At 59.1% G+C, this 17,399-nt stretch carries 23 protein-coding genes; 16 read left to right on the forward strand and 7 right to left on the reverse strand.

Annotated features, from left to right (window positions below; translation table 11 throughout):
- Positions 1-49: 49 nt before the first annotated feature.
- The gene (locus ACR3FC_RS06255) at positions 50-787 is read left to right on the forward strand and encodes an aspartate/glutamate racemase family protein (RefSeq protein WP_480473922.1); all 738 of its coding nucleotides are present in this window, start codon (positions 50-52) and stop codon (positions 785-787) included.
- Here the strand turns inward: ACR3FC_RS06255 and ACR3FC_RS06260 are convergent, their stop codons facing one another.
- Positions 788-1,318, reverse strand: a complete 531-nt coding sequence (locus ACR3FC_RS06260) for a prolyl-tRNA synthetase associated domain-containing protein (protein WP_480473923.1) — start codon at positions 1,316-1,318, stop codon at positions 788-790.
- Between the two features lie 87 nt (positions 1,319-1,405).
- Between ACR3FC_RS06260 and ACR3FC_RS06265 the strand changes: the two genes are divergently transcribed.
- Positions 1,406-1,921, forward strand: a complete 516-nt coding sequence (locus ACR3FC_RS06265; RefSeq protein WP_480473924.1) for a hypothetical protein — start codon at positions 1,406-1,408, stop codon at positions 1,919-1,921.
- 3 nt (positions 1,922-1,924) lie between these two features.
- On the opposite strand, the gene ACR3FC_RS06270 is transcribed toward ACR3FC_RS06265, so the two are convergent.
- Positions 1,925-2,812: a sulfotransferase domain-containing protein gene (locus tag ACR3FC_RS06270; RefSeq protein WP_480473925.1), complete on the reverse strand. Its 888-nt coding sequence runs from the start codon at positions 2,810-2,812 to the stop codon at positions 1,925-1,927.
- Between the two features lie 258 nt (positions 2,813-3,070).
- Between ACR3FC_RS06270 and ffh the strand changes: the two genes are divergently transcribed.
- From ffh to ACR3FC_RS06325, 11 genes are all read left to right on the forward strand, one after another.
- Positions 3,071-4,579, forward strand: a complete 1,509-nt coding sequence (gene ffh / locus ACR3FC_RS06275) for a signal recognition particle protein (RefSeq protein WP_480473926.1) — start codon at positions 3,071-3,073, stop codon at positions 4,577-4,579.
- On the forward strand, positions 4,579-5,133 hold the full coding sequence (locus tag ACR3FC_RS06280; protein WP_480473927.1) for a GNAT family N-acetyltransferase: 555 nt from the start codon (positions 4,579-4,581) through the stop codon (positions 5,131-5,133). Before ffh ends, ACR3FC_RS06280 begins: the two co-directional genes overlap by 1 nt.
- Positions 5,130-5,672, forward strand: a complete 543-nt coding sequence (locus ACR3FC_RS06285) for a GNAT family N-acetyltransferase (RefSeq protein WP_480473928.1) — start codon at positions 5,130-5,132, stop codon at positions 5,670-5,672. Before ACR3FC_RS06280 ends, ACR3FC_RS06285 begins: the two co-directional genes overlap by 4 nt.
- The gene (locus ACR3FC_RS06290; RefSeq protein ID WP_209506121.1) at positions 5,669-5,965 is read left to right on the forward strand and encodes a chorismate mutase; all 297 of its coding nucleotides are present in this window, start codon (positions 5,669-5,671) and stop codon (positions 5,963-5,965) included. Before ACR3FC_RS06285 ends, ACR3FC_RS06290 begins: the two co-directional genes overlap by 4 nt.
- Positions 5,966-6,060: 95 nt before the next feature.
- Complete coding sequence (gene rpsP / locus ACR3FC_RS06295; protein WP_209506119.1) at positions 6,061-6,450, forward strand: 30S ribosomal protein S16; 390 nt, start codon at positions 6,061-6,063, stop codon at positions 6,448-6,450.
- Between the two features lie 12 nt (positions 6,451-6,462).
- A complete protein-coding gene (bluB, locus tag ACR3FC_RS06300) occupies positions 6,463-7,098 on the forward strand; it encodes a 5,6-dimethylbenzimidazole synthase (RefSeq protein ID WP_480473929.1) in 636 nt (211 codons plus the stop codon).
- A 6-nt stretch (positions 7,099-7,104) separates the two neighbouring features.
- Positions 7,105-7,254: a hypothetical protein gene (locus ACR3FC_RS06305; protein ID WP_209506115.1), complete on the forward strand. Its 150-nt coding sequence runs from the start codon at positions 7,105-7,107 to the stop codon at positions 7,252-7,254.
- Positions 7,247-7,750, forward strand: coding sequence for a ribosome maturation factor RimM (rimM, locus tag ACR3FC_RS06310; protein WP_480473930.1), 504 nt, complete (start codon positions 7,247-7,249; stop codon positions 7,748-7,750). The genes ACR3FC_RS06305 and rimM overlap by 8 nt, the downstream gene beginning before the upstream one ends.
- On the forward strand, positions 7,750-8,565 hold the full coding sequence (locus ACR3FC_RS06315) for a hypothetical protein (RefSeq protein WP_480473931.1): 816 nt from the start codon (positions 7,750-7,752) through the stop codon (positions 8,563-8,565). The genes rimM and ACR3FC_RS06315 overlap by 1 nt, the downstream gene beginning before the upstream one ends.
- On the forward strand, positions 8,562-9,371 hold the full coding sequence (trmD, locus tag ACR3FC_RS06320; protein ID WP_480473932.1) for a tRNA (guanosine(37)-N1)-methyltransferase TrmD: 810 nt from the start codon (positions 8,562-8,564) through the stop codon (positions 9,369-9,371). The genes ACR3FC_RS06315 and trmD overlap by 4 nt, the downstream gene beginning before the upstream one ends.
- Positions 9,372-9,505: 134 nt before the next feature.
- Positions 9,506-9,931, forward strand: coding sequence for a hypothetical protein (locus tag ACR3FC_RS06325; RefSeq protein ID WP_480473933.1), 426 nt, complete (start codon positions 9,506-9,508; stop codon positions 9,929-9,931).
- Here ACR3FC_RS06325 and ACR3FC_RS06330 read toward each other — a convergent pair.
- Complete coding sequence (locus ACR3FC_RS06330; RefSeq protein WP_480473934.1) at positions 9,928-10,728, reverse strand: glycoside hydrolase family 25 protein; 801 nt, start codon at positions 10,726-10,728, stop codon at positions 9,928-9,930. The two genes, ACR3FC_RS06325 and ACR3FC_RS06330, sit on opposite strands and share 4 nt — an antisense overlap.
- A gap of 379 nt (positions 10,729-11,107) precedes the next feature.
- On the opposite strand from ACR3FC_RS06330, the gene rplS reads away from it, so the two are divergent.
- Positions 11,108-11,491 (forward strand): 50S ribosomal protein L19, encoded by a 384-nt coding sequence (gene rplS / locus ACR3FC_RS06335; RefSeq protein WP_480473935.1) that lies wholly within the window; start codon positions 11,108-11,110, stop codon positions 11,489-11,491.
- Positions 11,492-11,502: 11 nt separating this feature from the next.
- Complete coding sequence (rpmE, locus tag ACR3FC_RS06340) at positions 11,503-11,724, forward strand: 50S ribosomal protein L31 (RefSeq protein ID WP_480473936.1); 222 nt, start codon at positions 11,503-11,505, stop codon at positions 11,722-11,724.
- Positions 11,725-11,778: 54 nt separating this feature from the next.
- On the opposite strand, the gene ACR3FC_RS06345 is transcribed toward rpmE, so the two are convergent.
- Positions 11,779-13,389 (reverse strand): MFS transporter, encoded by a 1,611-nt coding sequence (locus ACR3FC_RS06345; protein ID WP_480473937.1) that lies wholly within the window; start codon positions 13,387-13,389, stop codon positions 11,779-11,781.
- A 486-nt stretch (positions 13,390-13,875) separates the two neighbouring features.
- Between ACR3FC_RS06345 and ACR3FC_RS06350 the strand changes: the two genes are divergently transcribed.
- Complete coding sequence (locus tag ACR3FC_RS06350) at positions 13,876-14,685, forward strand: division plane positioning ATPase MipZ (RefSeq protein ID WP_480473938.1); 810 nt, start codon at positions 13,876-13,878, stop codon at positions 14,683-14,685.
- Between the two features lie 84 nt (positions 14,686-14,769).
- Here the strand turns inward: ACR3FC_RS06350 and ACR3FC_RS06355 are convergent, their stop codons facing one another.
- From ACR3FC_RS06355 to ACR3FC_RS06365, 3 genes are all read right to left on the reverse strand, one after another.
- On the reverse strand, positions 14,770-15,342 hold the full coding sequence (locus tag ACR3FC_RS06355) for a hypothetical protein (RefSeq protein WP_480473939.1): 573 nt from the start codon (positions 15,340-15,342) through the stop codon (positions 14,770-14,772).
- 237 nt (positions 15,343-15,579) lie between these two features.
- Positions 15,580-16,851, reverse strand: a complete 1,272-nt coding sequence (locus tag ACR3FC_RS06360; RefSeq protein ID WP_480473940.1) for an adenylate/guanylate cyclase domain-containing protein — start codon at positions 16,849-16,851, stop codon at positions 15,580-15,582.
- Positions 16,852-16,890: 39 nt separating this feature from the next.
- Positions 16,891-17,343: a MarR family winged helix-turn-helix transcriptional regulator gene (locus tag ACR3FC_RS06365; protein ID WP_480473941.1), complete on the reverse strand. Its 453-nt coding sequence runs from the start codon at positions 17,341-17,343 to the stop codon at positions 16,891-16,893.
- Between the last annotated feature and the right edge of the window lie 56 nt (positions 17,344-17,399).

The following is a 17,399-nucleotide window of genomic DNA, read 5'->3' on the forward strand; positions in this document are numbered from 1 at the left end:
AAACGTCCAGTCTGCTGGCCAGATGGAACTGGCGGACTGGATGGCGCGCATGAAAAAGATCGGAATTCTGGGCGGTGTGGGCTGGGCGTCGACCGTGGACTACTACAGGGCGATTGCCGAAGGTGCCGGGCGTTACTTTGCGGCGCGCGGCCACGGCGCGCCCCTGCCGATCCCTGCCATGACCATCGAGTCTGTCACACAGGCCAAGACCCGCGCCCTGCGGGGTGTCGCAGGGGACGAAGCCAGCTGGGCGGCGTTTGATGCAGTGTTTCGCGACGCGCTGCTGACGCTGGAGCGCGCAGGCTGCGATTTTGGCATCATAGCGTCCAACACCCCACACGCGCGGTTGCACGCGATCAGACAGGGTGTTTCCATGCCCATTCTCAGCATTTTCGACGCGACGGCAGAGGCCACGGCCAACACAGGCGTGTCTAACGCATTGGTGCTTGGAACAACCGTGACGATGCAGGCCACCAACTATGCGGATCGTCTGGCGGCCGAGGGCATCACTGCGAATGCGCGGCTGCCCGACCCCGAGATTTCCGAGATGCAGGCCATGATCGACAGTGATTTCTACGGTGGTGCCTCTGATGCAGCGCGCGCAAGGTTGCTGGCCTTTTGCAACAAACATGCCCGTCCCGGAACCGCCATTCTGCTGGCCTGTACCGAGCTGCCGCTGGCCTTTCCAAAGTATCTGGATGACCCGGTATTCGAGGCCGACGGGCACCTGTTCATCAACCCGTCCGCCGCTCATGTCGCCGCCGCGCTGAAACTGGCGCTTGAGTGATCAGGGCAGCCACATAACGGTGCAACCGATGCGATCGAAGAACGCCATCACGTCGGATTGTTTCATCACAACGGTACGGTCATTGACCAACGGGTGCATATAAATCACCTCGGCCCCTTGGGCAGCGGCGTCCATGAAAAATTGCACATCGTTCTGCACGCCGTTGATCATCGCCAGCGGGCTGACCGCACCGGGGCGAATACCAAGGTTCTGCAACAGCCGGTCTGCCGAACCGAAAGACAGGGCGCCGACACCCAGTTCTGCGCCCAGCGCCTTGAGGTCAATCTCGCGGCTTTGTTCCAGCGTCACCAGGTAGTTGCGCTTTTTCTTGTCGCGCAAGTACAGGTTCTTGACCCGCAACGCGTTCTCGCCCGGCACCATGAACTGGCCTTCTACGGCCTTGGAGTCCTCGACCGTACGCAAAGGAACATGGGTATGCAGGCGGTAGGGCAGCCCCCAGTCATCCAGCTGCGCCAACAGCGCGTCAGAACTGAGCGGCAATGTATCCTGAAATGTGGATGATGCGTCCATGGGGCCCTCCTGTTTGTAGCGCTCATCGCGCAACATGGCGGCGAATTCAAGCTGGGGCAGAGCAGAAAACGGTGCTAGCGTGCCGCCATGAAAGTCACTCGAAACACTCCGACCCAACTGATCCTTGCCGACTCGCCCTGGTTCATCGGGATCATGCTGGTCTTTTTCATACTGACCTTTGTCGGCGCAGGGCTGGTCATGGTCAGTGACGGCGGCGAGAATATCTGGTTCGGGCTGTTCTTTGCACTAATCGGCGGCGGGCTAGGTGTCGGGGCGTTCTGCGTTTTCGTGCGGCGGGTTCAGGTTATTCTGGACCGCACAAAGAACCGCATTCTGATCCGCAGGCAGTCTGTCTTTGGCTATGAAGCGGTCGAGCATCAGCTGTCCAGCCTGTCCCATGCCGAAGTTGAAAGCTCGACTTTCCGCAGCGACAGCAGCAGTTCGACGCTGTATCGCCCGGTTCTGGTGCTGGACAAGGGAATGAGCGAAGGGCGTCATCCGATTGTCGATGCGTTCTCGAACGGGCGCGGCGCGCATAAACTGGTTGACGCGGTCAACGCATGGCTGCCCGCGCAGCAGGAAGACACGAAGGAACAGGCCTGACGATTACAGGACTTGTCCATGCTCCAGCCAGGCTCGATCGGCCGGTGTCACCATTTCGGACAGGCGCGCGTCGTATCGGGCCATGTCATCGGCGGTCAGCTTGCCCTCCCATTTGTTGCTGGTCCCGGACGAGAAGAACTGCGCGTAATCCTGAAATGCGCTTTTGAAACCGGGCTGCTGCGAAGCGCGCCGGGCGTTTTCCTTCATTGAACCAAAGCTTGCGGCCTCAGCGATATCGTCGATCATTTCTGGTGCGATCTCGGTCCCCAAGATGTTTGCGATCCGCGCCACCTGCCCCGGCAAATCGCGGCTGAGTTCGGCGTAATGCAGGAAATGGATGTTTGGCAGATGCCGGAACGCGCAGAATGAACGGTAATGGTGGACGTATGAGGCCAGCGTCAGATCGTCGGTGCCCTTTGACGAGGCGGGCCGGTCCAGAAACATCGCGAAGGCTTCGGAAAGATCATCGGGAAACAGGTAGTCCAGCCAGTCGTCTTTCATGTTTTCCACATGGCGGCGCAGCGAGAAATGCACGTCAACCGGATGGCGATGCACCACCAGATAGGCCGCATCCGGGGAATAGGTGATCCCGTCCAATGGCGTGTGGGTCTTGATGCACCGTCTGTGCGTCTGTGCGGCAAGTATTCTGTCCTGCTCCTCACGATCTCTGAACCCGCAATCGAGCCAGGGAGAGACCGCGTTGTTGTACACGACTGGATCCGCGGTTTTGGTGATCAGCATTCGTACCAGCGTCTGCGTCCACGTGGTGCCGCATTTGGGAGGCGTGCAGACAAAGATGTCATCGGGACGGATTACGAAGTCGGACCAGATATCGGTATTTGTGACTTCACCGACATAATCCTTGGTGCGCTGCGGCAATGGTTGACTCATGACCAAACTCCAAAACTGACCCCGACCTTTGGACGCTACACCAAGTGGCCAGATGCTCAAAGCGTTTGCCTTGACTCGCAGCGCCCAGAGGCGTAGATGACCGCCAAACATCCGGAAGCGTCTTGATCTTCCGGTCCCTTGAGTCGTTCAGGGATCGCCCCCCACCAGCGAGTTTCGCCCGTGGGGGCGTTTGTGCATTTAACCGACGCATCCTATCTAGGACGCGCCATCAGATAACCGGCTAAGGAGGCCGAAGGCATGTTTGAAAATCTATCCGAACGCCTTTCCGGCGTCTTTGACCGGCTAACCAAACAGGGTGCCCTGTCTGAAGAAGACGTCAAGACCGCCCTGCGCGAGGTCCGCGTTGCCCTGCTTGAGGCCGACGTCTCGCTGCCGGTGGCGCGTGAATTCGTCAAGAAGGTGCAGGACCAGGCGACCGGTCAGGCGGTGACCAAGTCGATCACCCCCGGTCAGCAGGTCGTCAAGATCGTGCATGACGCGCTGGTCGATACCCTGCGCGGCGAGGAAGACCCCGGAAAGCTGAAGATCGACAACCCGCCTGCCCCGATCCTGATGGTCGGTCTGCAGGGTTCGGGTAAGACCACCACCACCGGTAAGCTGGCCAAGCGCCTGAAAGAGAAAGAGGGCAAGAAGGTCCTGATGGCCTCGCTCGACGTTTATCGCCCGGCGGCGATGGACCAGCTAGCGGTTCTGGGCGCGCAGGTCGGCGTTGACACGCTGCCGATTGTACCGGGCCAGAAACCCGTCGACATCGCCAAGCGCGCCAAGCAGCAAGCCACATTGGGCGGCTATGACGTCTACATGCTGGATACCGCCGGTCGCCTGCATATCGACGAAGTGCTGATGGACGAGGTCGAACAGGTCCGCAACGCTGTTGACCCGCGCGAGACCCTGCTGGTGGTTGATGGCCTGACCGGTCAGGTCGCCGTTGAGGTGGCCGAAGAATTCGACGCCAAGGTCGGTATCTCGGGCGTGGTCCTGACCCGGATGGACGGGGACGGGCGCGGTGGTGCGGCGCTGTCTATGCGCGCGGTGACTGGCAAGCCTATTCGCTTTGTCGGTCTGGGCGAGAAGATGGACGCGCTGGAGACCTTCGAGCCGGACCGGATCGCCGGACGTATTCTGGGCATGGGCGACATCGTTGCCCTGGTCGAAAAAGCCCAGGAAACGATGGAGATGGAACAGACCGAGCGCATGATGAAGCGCATGGTCAAAGGTCAGTTCAACATGAATGACCTGAAGATGCAGCTGGAACAGATGATCCAGATGGGCGGCATGCAGGGCATGATGGGCATGATGCCGGGCATGGGCAAAATGGCCAAGCAGATGGATCAGGCGGGTCTGGACGACAAGATCCTGCGCCAGCAGATCGCCTTGATCCAGTCCATGACTAAACGCGAACGCGCCAACCCGCAACTGCTGCAAGCCAGCCGCAAGAAACGGATTGCAGCCGGTTCGGGGATGGAGGTCAGCGACCTCAACAAGCTGCTCAAGATGCACCGGCAGATGTCGGACATGATGAAAAAGATGGGCAAGATGGGCAAAGGCAAGATGCTGAAACAGGCCATGAAGGGCATGTTCGGTAAAGGTGGCCCCAGCCCCGAAGACATGGCCGCTGGCATGGACCCCAAGGCACTGGAACAGGCGGCCAAGGCGATGGGCGGCAGGATGCCCGGTGGTCTGCCTGGTCTGGGCGGCGGCATGGGGCTGCCTCAGGGCCTGAGCGGGTTTGGCAAGAAGAAGTAATGAACGCCATCGCCCAACATATCCCCCGGCTTGAAACCGAGCGCCTGATCCTGCGCGCGCCGTCCGAGTCTGATCTGGACGCCGATACCGCGTTTTTTGCCAGCGATGCAGCGAAGTTCGTCGGCGGACCACTGCGCCGGGATGAGGTTTGGCGACTGATCGCTTCGCTGCTGGGCCACTGGTCCCTGCGCGGTTACGGGTTCTGGAGTGCTGAGGAAAAAGCCTCGGGCACTTATGTCGGGCGGATCGGGCTTTGGTGCCCCGAAGGCTGGCCCGAACCCGAAATCGGCTGGACCCTGATGAACCACGCCACCGGCAAGGGTTACGCGACCGAGGCGGCACTGGCCGCACGGTCTTATGCGTATGATGTTCTGGGGTGGAAAACGGCGATCTCGCTGATTGATCTGGACAATCTTGCCAGCAAGGCCGTGGCGAAACGGCTGGGCGCGCAGTTCGAGTATCACTATGACCACCCCAAATTCGGCAGGTCCGAAATCTGGCGTCACCCCGCGCCTGCGGATCTGGTGAATGGCGGGATGGAGGCCTACGCATGACCGCGTTCACCATCCCCACCGTTGAAACCGAACGCCTGATCCTGCGCGCGCCGCATCTGGATGATCTGCCTGCGCTGACCGCATTCTTTGCGACCGAGCGCAGCCATTTGGTGGGCGGACCCCGGGACGCGCTGGAAAGCTGGGGCATGTTGGCCAGACGCCTTGGGCACTGGGCGTTGAAAGGATTTGGCCTCTGGCACCTGACCGAGAAATCCAGCGGTCGGTTCGCTGGCGGCGTCGGCCTGATTGACGCCCCCGGCTGGGACGAGCCTGAACTGGGCTGGACCGTGATGGAAGATTTCGAAGGTAAAGGTTTTGCCTATGAGGCGGCGCTTGCCGCCCGGTCCTATGCGGCGCGGCATCAGGGCCTGAACGGGGTGATTTCGTACATCGCCCACGAAAACGATCGCTCGCGCGCTTTGGCCGAACGGTTGGGCGCAACGCTGGAGCGTGACAATGCCGAACTGCTGGGCCAGCCCTGCCAGGTGTGGCGGCACCCCAAGATTGACGTTTCGACACCCGAAAGGACCGGCCAATGAACAACCCCGTGACACGCGCGGCTGCATTGCTGAAAGAGCATCGCGAAAGCATCGACCGGCTGGATGCGATCCTTGTCTATACGCTGGGCGAGCGGTTCAAACACACACAGGCCGTTGGCAAGCTCAAGGCCGAACACAACCTTCCCCCGTCCGATCCCTCGCGTGAGGCCACGCAGATCGCACGGCTTGAAGACCTGGCGAAAGAGGCCGATCTGGACCCCGATTTCGCCAAGGCTTTTCTGAATTTCATCATTCAGGAAGTCATCCGACACCACAGGAAACACCAAGGGTGAACCAGAGGTTCAGCAACCATCAGAATTAACCGGAAAACACACCGGCCAATCAAATACACGCCTCCGGCGTGATGCCATTCAAAGGAGATACCACCATGGCAATGAAAATTCGTCTCGCCCGCGCAGGCTCGAAAAAACGTCCGTTTTACCGCATCGTGGCGGCTGACAGCCGGATGCCGCGCGACGGCCGTTTCATCGAGAAACTGGGCACCTACAACCCGCTGCTGCCGAAAGACAGCGAAGAGCGTGTGAAAATGGACATGGAACGCGTTCAGCACTGGCTGGATCAGGGCGCCCAGCCCACCGACCGTATCGCGCGTATGCTGGAAGCTGCCGGCACCCGTGACAAGGCCGAGCGCAACAACCCCAACAAGGGCACACCGGGCAAGAAAGCTCAGGAACGCGCGGAAGAGAAAGCTGCAAAGGCTGCGGAAGCTGCCGAAGCGGCTGCTGCACCGGCTGAAGAAGCGGCTGCAGAAGAATAAGCAGGCCGAAGCGTGCGGGATCAGACCTTTACTGACGCATTTCGCACGCAGTTCGATCTGTTGTTGCGGCTCCGGCGCGATGTGCGCCGGTTCCGCGGCGACGCGGTAGACGAGGCAGTTCTTGCGCGCTGCCTCGACGCGTTTCGGCTGGCCCCGTCGGTGGGGTTGAGCGAGCCGTGGCGCGTGATCCGCGTCGAAAGCGCAGCGGCCCGGGCTGCGGCGCTAAGGAATTTCCAAACCGCCAATGATGATGCTCTGGCGGGCTATTCCGGTGACAGGGCGCAGCTTTACAGCCGCCTGAAACTGTCGGGAATGCAGGAAGCGCCGGTGCAACTGGCCGTCTTCTGCGACGACAGCACTGACAAGGGATTGGGTCTTGGCGCGGGCTCGATGCCTGAGATGCGGCGCTATTCCGTGGTCTCTGCCATCACCCTGTTCTGGCTGGCCCTGCGGGCCGAGGGGCTGGGGCTGGGCTGGGTATCCATTCTGGACCCCGAACAGATGGCGCGCGATCTGGATGTGCCGGACAACTGGCGTCTGATCGGGTATTTCTGTGTCGGATGGCCGGAACAGATATCTGACACCCCCGAACTTGAGCAGGTTGGCTGGGAAAACCGGGCCGACAGCCTGAAGATCGAAACAAGGTAGCGCCATATGTTCGGATTGATACGCCTTCCCATTCTGCTGCTGATCGCCTTTATTGTGGGCGTGTTCTTTGAGCGCAACAATCAGCGCGAAGCCTGCGAAGGGCTTGGCGAATGGAGAAACGGGATCTGCTTGACGACGGGGGCTGCCAATGAGTGATCTGATCTGCGTCGGCAGCGTCGCTGGGTCTTATGGTGTACGCGGTGAAGTGCGCCTGAAAAGCTTCTGCGCCGTTCCCGAAGATATCGAGGCGTATTCGCCACTGACGGATGAAACCGGCAAGGAACGCTATCCGGTGGTTCTGACGCGTACGATCAAGAACGGTTTTGCCGCCCGTCTTGGCGGGGTTGAAACCAAAGAACAGGCGGATGCGCTGAACGGTTTGCGCCTGTTTGCGCGGCGCGATCAGTTGCCCTCGTTACCCGACGACGAATTCTATCACACAGACCTGATCGGGCTTGAGGTCTATGACACCGGCGGCACCCTGCTGGGCAAGGTCAAATCCGTGCAGAACCACGGGGCCACGGACCTGCTGGAACTACACGGGCCGGGCCTGAAGGCGACGGTTCTGCTGCCGTTCACGATGCAGGTGGTGCCAACCGTCGATCTGGAACAGGGCCGCATCGTGGCCGACCCGCCCGAAGGCCTGATCTGATGCGACGTGTTCTGCTGCATCTGGGTTTTCACAAGACCGGTATGACGGCAGCACAGTCCTTTCTGCACGAAAACCGCGAGCTGATCTGGCCGCATTTCGCTCTGGTTCTTCCCTATAAGACCCGCAAGGCCGGGTTGAACGAAGCGGCCACGCGCCATTCGATCTATCGTCTGGATGACACGCTGGCAGGGTTTGGCGGTCAGCTGCACACGTTTTTCGACGGTCTGGATTTCGGAGCACGCCGGGGATTGATCCTGAGCGAAGAGAATTTTCTGGGCCTGCGCCCCAGCAGGAACAAAAGCGAAGGATACGGAGCCGCACCCGAACTGGCGGAAACGGTTGTCAGCGTGCTGCGCCGCCGTCTGGTGGGCGAAGAAACCGACATCACCGTCTACCTGTCGTTGCGCAATCGCGATGCGTGGTTGCGCAGCCTTTGGGCCCACGATCTTCACCTGTCGCGCATGGTTCAGGACCTGGACGGCTTTTGCGCCGATCTTGCGCATCTGCCATCGCTACAGGACACGGCGGACCGGATTATGGACCGGTTGCCAACTGTCACGATACGGACCGCGTGGATGGAAGCGCTGAAAGGTCACCACCTTGGACTGGGCGCACCGTTTGCCGAATTTCTTGGCCTGCCACACGCGAAATCGGCGCGGCTAGTGAAGCCCGCGCATGAAAGCCCTCAGCTTTCCGACGACGTTCTGAGGGAACTGCTGGCCCTGAACCGATCATCGCTGGACGAAACGGCGTTGATCACTCAGAAAAAGGCCCTGATTCGAACCGCCCAATATGAACTGGCCCGCCAGAAATGACTGACAAACCCGGCAAATCCCATGGTCGCAAGGCGATCCGGCCCACGCTGAAACCGCGTGAGTTGATAACACCCACCCCGGACTTGCACGGCGTCTGGAAAGCCAAGATCATCACCCTGTTCCCAACCGCCTTTCCTGGCGTTCTGGGAGAAAGCCTGACCGGCAAGGCCCTGCAAGAGGGGTTGTGGCAGCTGGAAACCGTGGACTTGCGGCAATTCGGCGTCGGCAGACATCGCAACGTGGATGACACGCCAGCCGGGGGCGGCGCGGGTATGGTTTTGCGGCCCGATGTGTTGGGCGAAGCCATCGAGCACACCATGGCGGGCATTCAGGGCAACTGGCCACTGATTTACCTCAGCCCGCGCGGGCGGCGCATGGACCAGCGCATGATGCAGAACCTTGCGCGCTGCGATGGCATGACCCTGCTGTGTGGCCGGTTCGAAGGCGTGGATGAGCGCGTGCTGGAGCATTACGGTGTGCAGGAGGTCTCGTTGGGGGATTTCGTGATGACCGGCGGTGAGATTGCGGCGCAGGCCCTGATCGATGCCACGGTGCGCCTGATCCCCGGCGTTCTGGGCAATCAGGCCTCGACCGAAGAGGAAAGCTTTTCCTCGGGCCTGCTGGAACATCCGCAATACACCCGCCCGGCAGATTGGAAAGGCCGCCCGATACCCGAGGTTCTGATGTCGGGCCACCACGGCCGCATCGCCGAATGGCGTCACAAGATGGCTGAGGATAAAACCCGCGAGCGGCGCCCGGATATCTGGGCCGACTATGCAAAATCCCGGTCGGATTCGTCTGAGTGACAGACCGAATTGTTGCAGACATGCCGCAGGTTCTGTGTTTGCCAGAATTCTATTTGCAGTTGATCATCTTCCAAAATATGCACGTTTGAAAGCCCTGCGTTTTCAGGGCCTTAAAACGAAAGACTAATTGCATTATGAAGAAGTTATTGCTTGGCGCTTTTCTGGTTGCCTCTGCCTGTACGACCAAACCACTGGGGATGTCCGTTCCAACGCAAGCCGGTCACAATCTGCATTCGGCGCGGGTAGCGGTCGATTCCTGTTCTCTGGAAGCTGACGAAGGCGGAAACAGCGCCGTCATCGGGGGATATGCAACGAATATCCTTTTATGGGGTATCCTCATCGGCCCAGCGATTACCGCCCCGATCCAGGACGAACTGCGCACGCAGGGCGAAATCGATCAGGTGGACCGCTGCCTGCAAGAGCGCGGTTTCGAACGCCGGGAACTGAGCGCAGGTGAATCGTTCTGGGTGCGCAACGCCTTTGGGGAAGAGCGTGAGCGCCGGTTGGACCATCTGGTTAGCGGCGGCACCATTGAAACCTACGGCGCACCAAAGACCTAACCCCCGGCCTTCCATCTGGCCCAGACGTCTGGCGTGCCATTGAAAGTGTTGATGTCCACCCGGCCCTGAACGCCCGGCACCAGACCAGTGCCGGTATATTGCCAGAATCGCCAGACCGCGCGGGGATAGACAGTGCGTGGGTGGCCTGCGACCGATCTCAGCCAGAACTCGGTCTTGGGCAGGCGCCCGATATCGGTGTCTTCATAGAAATCCACCGTGGTATAGACGATCGGGCGGCGGCCATAATGTCGTTCGAGAATGTCCAGAAAATGCTGCGCCTCGGCCCGGACGGTTCTGCCATCGGGGCGCAGCGTGCAGGTCTTGGAATGCGGCGTCCATTCCATATCCAGCACATGCGGCAGGTCTGCCCCTTTGGGCACGTTCTGGATGAACCAGCGGGCCTGTTCCCGGGCCGAACGGCAGAAATAATAATAGTGGTAGGCGCCCCAAGGCACACCGGCCGACTGCGCGCCGCGGCGGTGATCGTCGAACAGGGGATCTGCCACGTCGCCGCCTTCGGTCGCTTTCAGAAACACAAAGCTGACACCTGATGCCCGGGCCGTGCGCCAGTCAATCGGCCCCTGCCAGCGTGACACGTCAAGGCCATGGATCGGGTATTGTCCGGGGTGGCTCCCTTCCCAGTCATGGGGATCCGCGTCGCCAAAATCGGGGTAGATCACAAGTGGTGCTGTCCTGTCCACGCCCGGAACGGGTTCGACGGCCTGAGGTTTCGGGCCGCCTCGCCCGCAAGACATCAGCGCAACGGCCGTAATGGCCAGCATGAATGCCAATCGCATCATAGGGTCCTGTCTGAAATATCTGCTCATATTATTTGCCTCAGAATGCCTGATCTGGGCCGCTTGGCAACGCCTTAGTTTCAGGCTGGCGGATTCCTACCGGCCTGTTGGGCAAGTCAGGGCGTTTTTCCCTTGATCCCTGCCTGCAATACCCTTAAACGACCGCAATCCGGTGCCGCGTTCTGCGACGCCGGTGTTTTGGTTTGCACCATGGCGTGACGTCCCGTTTTCTTCGGCAGGGATGCGCCGGGTCAGGCCAGACCAAAGGAACATTCGATCTGACCTCTGGCGGGCTGTACGCAGGACCCGGTGAAGACCAAGAGCTCTCAGGCCGTGCCCAACTTCGTGGACCAACCACGAGCAGATAGGAGAAACTGCGATGGACCTGATCGCACAGCTTGAGGCGGAACAGATTGCCGCCCTGGGGAAAGACATCCCTGATTTCAAAGCCGGTGACACTATCCGTGTCGGCTATAAGGTGACCGAAGGGTCGCGCACCCGTGTGCAGAACTACGAAGGCGTCTGCATCGCGCGCAACAACGGCAGCGGCATTGCCGGTTCGTTCACCGTTCGCAAGATTTCGTTTGGCGAAGGCGTGGAGCGTGTATTCCCGCTGTATTCGACCAATATCGACAGCATCACCGTTGTCCGCCGCGGCCGCGTTCGTCGCGCCAAACTGTACTATCTGCGCACCCGTCGCGGTAAATCCGCGCGTATCGCAGAGGTTTCCAACTACAAGCCCAAAGCTGGCGCCGAAGCGTAAGGAGCGGAAAGATGAAAAAAGACATCCATCCCGATTATCACGTCATCGACGTCAAGATGACCGATGGCACCATCGTTCAGATGAAATCCACCTGGGGCAGCGAAGGCGACCAGCTGGCACTGGAGATCGACCCTTCGGTACACCCTGCATGGACCGGTGGTTCGTCGCGCCTGTTGGACGCTGGCGGCCGCGTGTCGAAGTTCAAGAAGAAATACGAAGGTCTGGGTTTCTAAACCTTTGCCAAAGTCTTTCAAAGGAAGGTCGCCAACGGGCGGCCTTCTTTCGTTTCAGGCCCCTGTTTTCCCCGGTTTCTGATCCTTTGGTTTTGTAAGTTCAGCCGCGTCGTGCAATGGCGGAACCGGACCGCGCAACAGCAGCAGCGCGATCACCAGCCCTATACTGGCGGCGATCGCGGCCATGAGCATCGCCGCATCAAAGGCATTATCCCGCAGATCACGCAGCGCCCCGGCCAGCGCTGAACCAGTTGACGGGTCAAGCCCGGCAATCAGCTGTTCCACCTGTGTTGCCGTGCCATGTGTCAGGGCGCGCGCAAGGTCGTCGCGCTGCGTCGATCCGGCGGGCAGCGCGGTGATGACTTCTGACAGGCCCGAGCGGATGGTCAGAGCTTCGGCCAGACCGCCGACAACCGATCCCATCGTGGCCCCGAAATACAGGAATGCGTTGATCACCCCGGACCCCTGTCCGACATGTTCGTCGGGCAGCAACCGAAGCCCAAGACGGGGCAGCAACGAAAAACAGATGCCGATGCCAACCCCCACAATGATCAGTTTCCACCAGATTTCAGCATAGCTGTCGATATTCGAGGTTGTTGTCAAAAGCAGGAAGCCGCAGGCCATCAACCCCATTGCAGCACTCACCGGCCATTGGAAACTGTAAGGTGCAAGCAGGCGCGGCGCGGTGACGGAAATGACAAACATGCTCAGGCTCAGCGGCAGGATTGCCACGCCCGCCTCAACCGGTGAATAGCCGAACGCATCCGGGGACTGGACGAACACGTTGAAGTAGACAAAGAAACAGAACAACGCAAATCCCGCAAAGAACATCCCCGTTGCCGCCATAAGATAGCGCGGGTGCCGGAAGTACCGGAACTCGACCAGCGGATCGTCGCTGCGCCGCGAGGTGTAGACCAGACCGACAACTGCCAAAGCGGCGACACCCAAAGGAACGATGGTCAGGGCATTGCCCCATCCGTGTGCCTCACCGTTGCTGAGTGCGAAAGACAATGGACCCAGCAGCAACACAATGGCAATCGCCCCTGCGGTATCGAATTTTGCACCCTGAAGGCGCGTATCCGGGACATAGTTCTTCCTGCTGACCTGCAGGCCGATCACAAACGCAATGGCAAGTAACACAAGGTCTGTGGCGAATACCCCGCGCCAGCTTAGAAAGTTGGCAAAGCTTCCTCCGACTATGGGCCCAACGCCTATCGCAAGGCCCACGATTGCGCCCCACACACCGGTTACGCTGGCCCGTTGTTCCTCGGGCGTTGCGGCGGTCAGCAGGGACAATGAGGTGCCGAACAGGGCCGCAGCCCCTGCCCCCTGCGCGCCACGCCCAATCAGCAGCATCGCCGCGTTCTGTGAAAACAGCACAGAAGCAGAGCCACAGGCAAATACGATCATGCCAAAGAAAAAGACACCCATCTTGCCCGTGATATCCCCAAGCCGGCTTACAATCGTCACAAGGGTCGCACTGGCCACCGTATAGATCGCCATCACCCATTGCAGACCCGAGGGCGTCAGATCGAACTCGGCCTTCAGATATGGAAGGATGGTCGCAACAGCAGTTGTGTTGAAGCCAACGACCATCATGCAAATGGCCGTCATTGCAAGAACAACGCGTGAACCGCCTGAACTGTCCGCAGCAGTGTCCGGCATGCCTATGCCCCTTTCACCTGCTTTGAAGATGAACCGAAGAGGACCCGTGCAAAGCCTGCAAGGTTATTCGGTGTAAATCTGTTTGGTATTTAACCAAATTTTCCGCCCCCCGCATAGTTTTCACGATCCGGACCAAGCGGCGTCACCGCGAAAGGACCCTTTGGGAGCGCGATCTGTACATGTGTGAATCAGGCAAACGGCGCGATTGATTCCAGTGCGGATCGTTGCAGGCAGCGGTTGTTCAAGATGTTTGGGACTAGGCGCCGACACGGCGATATCGCTGCCAAGACCGTGATCGGATAGCCGATCAAGGCAGATCACCAGACTGGTGCCTTCCCGTAACCCGCGCACTGCGCTGTGTTTTCCAAAATAGAGTCCGATAATGCCCAAAAGCGCCGCTTGAGGTTCTTTTCATCGTAGGCGACACAACATATAGTGGGTGCCAACAACGTGTAGTCAAACACGGCAAGACTTGGGAATACAAGCATGGCACATATCATTGTGGTCGGTAACGAAAAAGGCGGCGCTGGAAAATCGACCGTGTCGATGCATGTGGCAACCGCACTGGCCCGACTGGGGCACAAGGTCAGCACGCTGGATCTGGACCTGCGGCAGCGCAGCCTTGGACGGTATTTCGAGAACCGGAACAACTTTCTGAAAAGCTCGGGCCTGACGCTGCCCGGCCCACGCCATCACGACCTGCCCGAGATTGATGCCAGCACGTTGAAACCGGGCGAGAACATTTATGACCACCGCCTGTCTGCTGCCGTGTCGCAACTGGAAAGCGACAGCGACTTTATCCTGATCGACTGCCCCGGCTCTCATACCCGGCTGAGCCAGGTGGCCCATTCGCTGGCCGACACGCTGATCACCCCTTTGAACGACAGCTTCATCGATTTTGACCTGCTGGCGCGGATTGATTCAAAGGGTGAGAAAATCCTTGGCCCGTCCGTCTATTCCGAGATGGTCTGGAACGCCCGGCAATTGCGGGCGCAGGCCGGGCTGAAGCCCATCGACTGGGTCGTTGTGCGCAACCGCGTCGGTACCCAGCGCATGGTCAACAAGGAAAAGATGCAGCGCGCGATCGAAATGCTGTCGCAGCGCATCGGCTTCCGCGTCGCTTCGGGCTTTTCCGAACGGGTGATCTTTCGCGAACTGTTTCCCCGCGGCCTGACCCTGCTGGACCTCAAGGATATTGGCGTCAAACAGCTGAACATCTCGAACATCGCAGCACGGCAGGAACTGCGCGACATGATGCGAGAGCTGAACCTGCCGGGTGTCGAAGTCGATTTCTGATCAGTTGTATTGGAGGCTGGTCTGCGGACTTTGCGGCCTTTACTTCTTTGCCGGTTGCTTTTTGAACTAACCCTCGGGCGAAGGTCACTTGCACTTGAGTGCCATGAGCTTGCCGGATCGTTCATACTCGGAGGCCATTGTGTAAGCTGCGCCCAGAGCTTCGACTTGAGCAGGCAAGGATATATCTGCATAAAGTCGAGTTGCTTTTTCGATCTCGCCTGCTTCGAGAAGCGGTGCCATTTCAAGTCCGGTCGCAACTATCTTTTCGGCGTTTTCCTTGATCTCACCCAAGCGCCGGGATGCTTCCTCTTCCAGCTTCATGCGGCGCGCGGAAATGAGAAGTGAGTTGATAGAGCTCTGCCCCTTGTCCATTCGCTTGCGAAGAAAGCCGGTTGGGCCAAAAAAGCCTCCATCATCAGCGCTGCTTAACGTAACACCGGTTTGAACTTCGATGATGGCCTCCGACTGACCCTGCATCAGTGTCGCAACTTCCAGCTGCAACTTTTGGAAGACGAAGGACTTGCCCTGGATTTGAGCCAACGTTGCCATGCTGCAACCCTCTGCGAAAACCGGCGGTCCCGTCATGCCGAAACACATCAATGTAAGGACGGCAAATTTGATCTTGGAAACCTTCAGTTCTCGACCATTGCGCATCATTGAAAACACTCCTCGCATCATGCGTTCAAGTGAAAATAACACGGCTGGTCGAATGCATTCGATCTATTTGCCGAATCGGCCTTCTTTCCTATGACCGCCAAGGGCTCAAACCCGCCATTTGTTCACATCCTCACTATTCTCGAACATCCGCTCCAACCCGCCGCTCGTACCCAGCGAAACAAAGGTGCTCCCTCACGCCTTTCAGCTTTGGAACCGCTGAACGGAACAGCCTCGGTTTCACCCGGTAACTGATGGACCGCCGGGACTGTATACCGTGAACAGCTCTTTGGGTTCGTTCACCCCGCGCAGCATGTAGCGCCCGACCGAGATGAGGTCTTGTGCGCAGGGGCGTGCCGCGACCGCGACGTCGTCCGAGATCAGGATTCTCTGACCCAGCGACCGGTGCATTCCCGCGATTCGGGCGGCCTGATTGACGGCGGGGCCGATCACTGTGAAATCCAGCCGTGTTTCGGACCCGATATTGCCATACAGGATTTCGCCGGAATGCAGGGCCAGCGTGAAATTCGCAACCGGCAGCCCCTGTGCCTGACGTCGGGCGTTCAATTCATCCATACGGGCTTGCAGCAAGGGCACCGCGCTGAGCGCGGCACGGGCGTCCTCGTCGATTTCGCCGACATCGAACATGGCCATCAGCCCATCGCCCATGAATTTCAGGATATTCCCACCCTTGTCGTGCACAACGCCCACGGCCACAGCCAGGTAATCATTCAGCATGTCGATGATCTCGTGGCCCGGCAGGTCTTCTGACAGGTTGGTGAACCCCTCCAGATCGAAATTCCAGATCACCGCATCGATTTGCTGCAATGATCCGCGACGAATCTCACCTGACAGGACGCGGCGCCCGGCATCACGACCCAGATAGACCCGCATCAGGTCTTCGGTCAGGTTCTGGTTCTTGGCGGATTTGAGCGCCAGCCCCAGATGGGGCAATACCGCATGAATGTGCCTGAGATCTCTGTCATCAAACCCGGACGGCGCATCGCTGGTCCAGGACATCAGGACGCCATCACTGACCTTTTTGGTACCGTCGGGGCGCATCTTTCCCGCCCCCTCATACGAGATGCCGGTGGCATAATAATCGGTCGCCCCAACCTCTCTCAGGTCGTTCAACAATGGAAAGCGGCTGGGTTCATTATGGTCGACAAGTTTGACCCGGATTTCATCCAGATCCTCGTTCAGCAGCGCATAAAGCGGGCTTTGTTGCCACATTTCGCTGGGCGTATCCGTGTTTTCAAACTTCTCGGATTCACCGCCGGTGCTTTTGTACCAGCTATATCCGGTTCCGCCATAAACCGGGTGCAAGGTTGACTGCGCCGCATGAAACCGCATCAGCGGAATGCCCATATCGACCAGACTGGTGCAGAACCCTTCCAGCAACTCTTCCTGCCCGGCACCCTCAAGCCCCTTTTGGACCAACCAGTCGATCAGGGTGTGTGTGGATACCTTGGCAGGTTCGAAAGACGTCATTTCAAATTCCGTATCAAGCATGACACACATCTGGGGACGGCAGGCGCCAATTACCAGTGGTCAATCCACGCCTGCCAACCGTCGCAACATCTGGCGCAGCAAGGCGGCCTCTTTTTCGCTGAACAGGCCCGACAGCGTGGCGTCATAGCTTGCGGCCACCCCGTACAAGTCGCGATACACGGCTTGCCCGGCTGGTGTCAGTGTCAGCCATTCCGCCCGCCGATCAGCCTCGTCCCGTGTGCGTTTCAGGTACCGGCGCTCCTCGAGCTTGGCAACTGCACGGCTGATCTTGGTTTTGTGCATTCCGGCCCGTTCACCGATTTCCTTGGCGGTCATTTCGCCAAACAGCCCCAGATGGAACAGCACCCGCCATTCGGTTCTGAGCATTCCGTACCGTCCCTTGTAGACAGCCTGAAATTTCAACGAGGCGCGCTCGGCTGCCTGGTTCAGCAGAAACGGCAGAAAATTTTGCAGGAAAAAGTCATCATTTTTTTCAGATTCGTCATGTGTCATGCTTGTTAGTTACAAAATCAACTATTAACCGACAAGCAGCAAACGGAGGAATACGT

The sequence above is a fragment of the Ruegeria sp. AF3 genome (assembly GCF_056536285.1).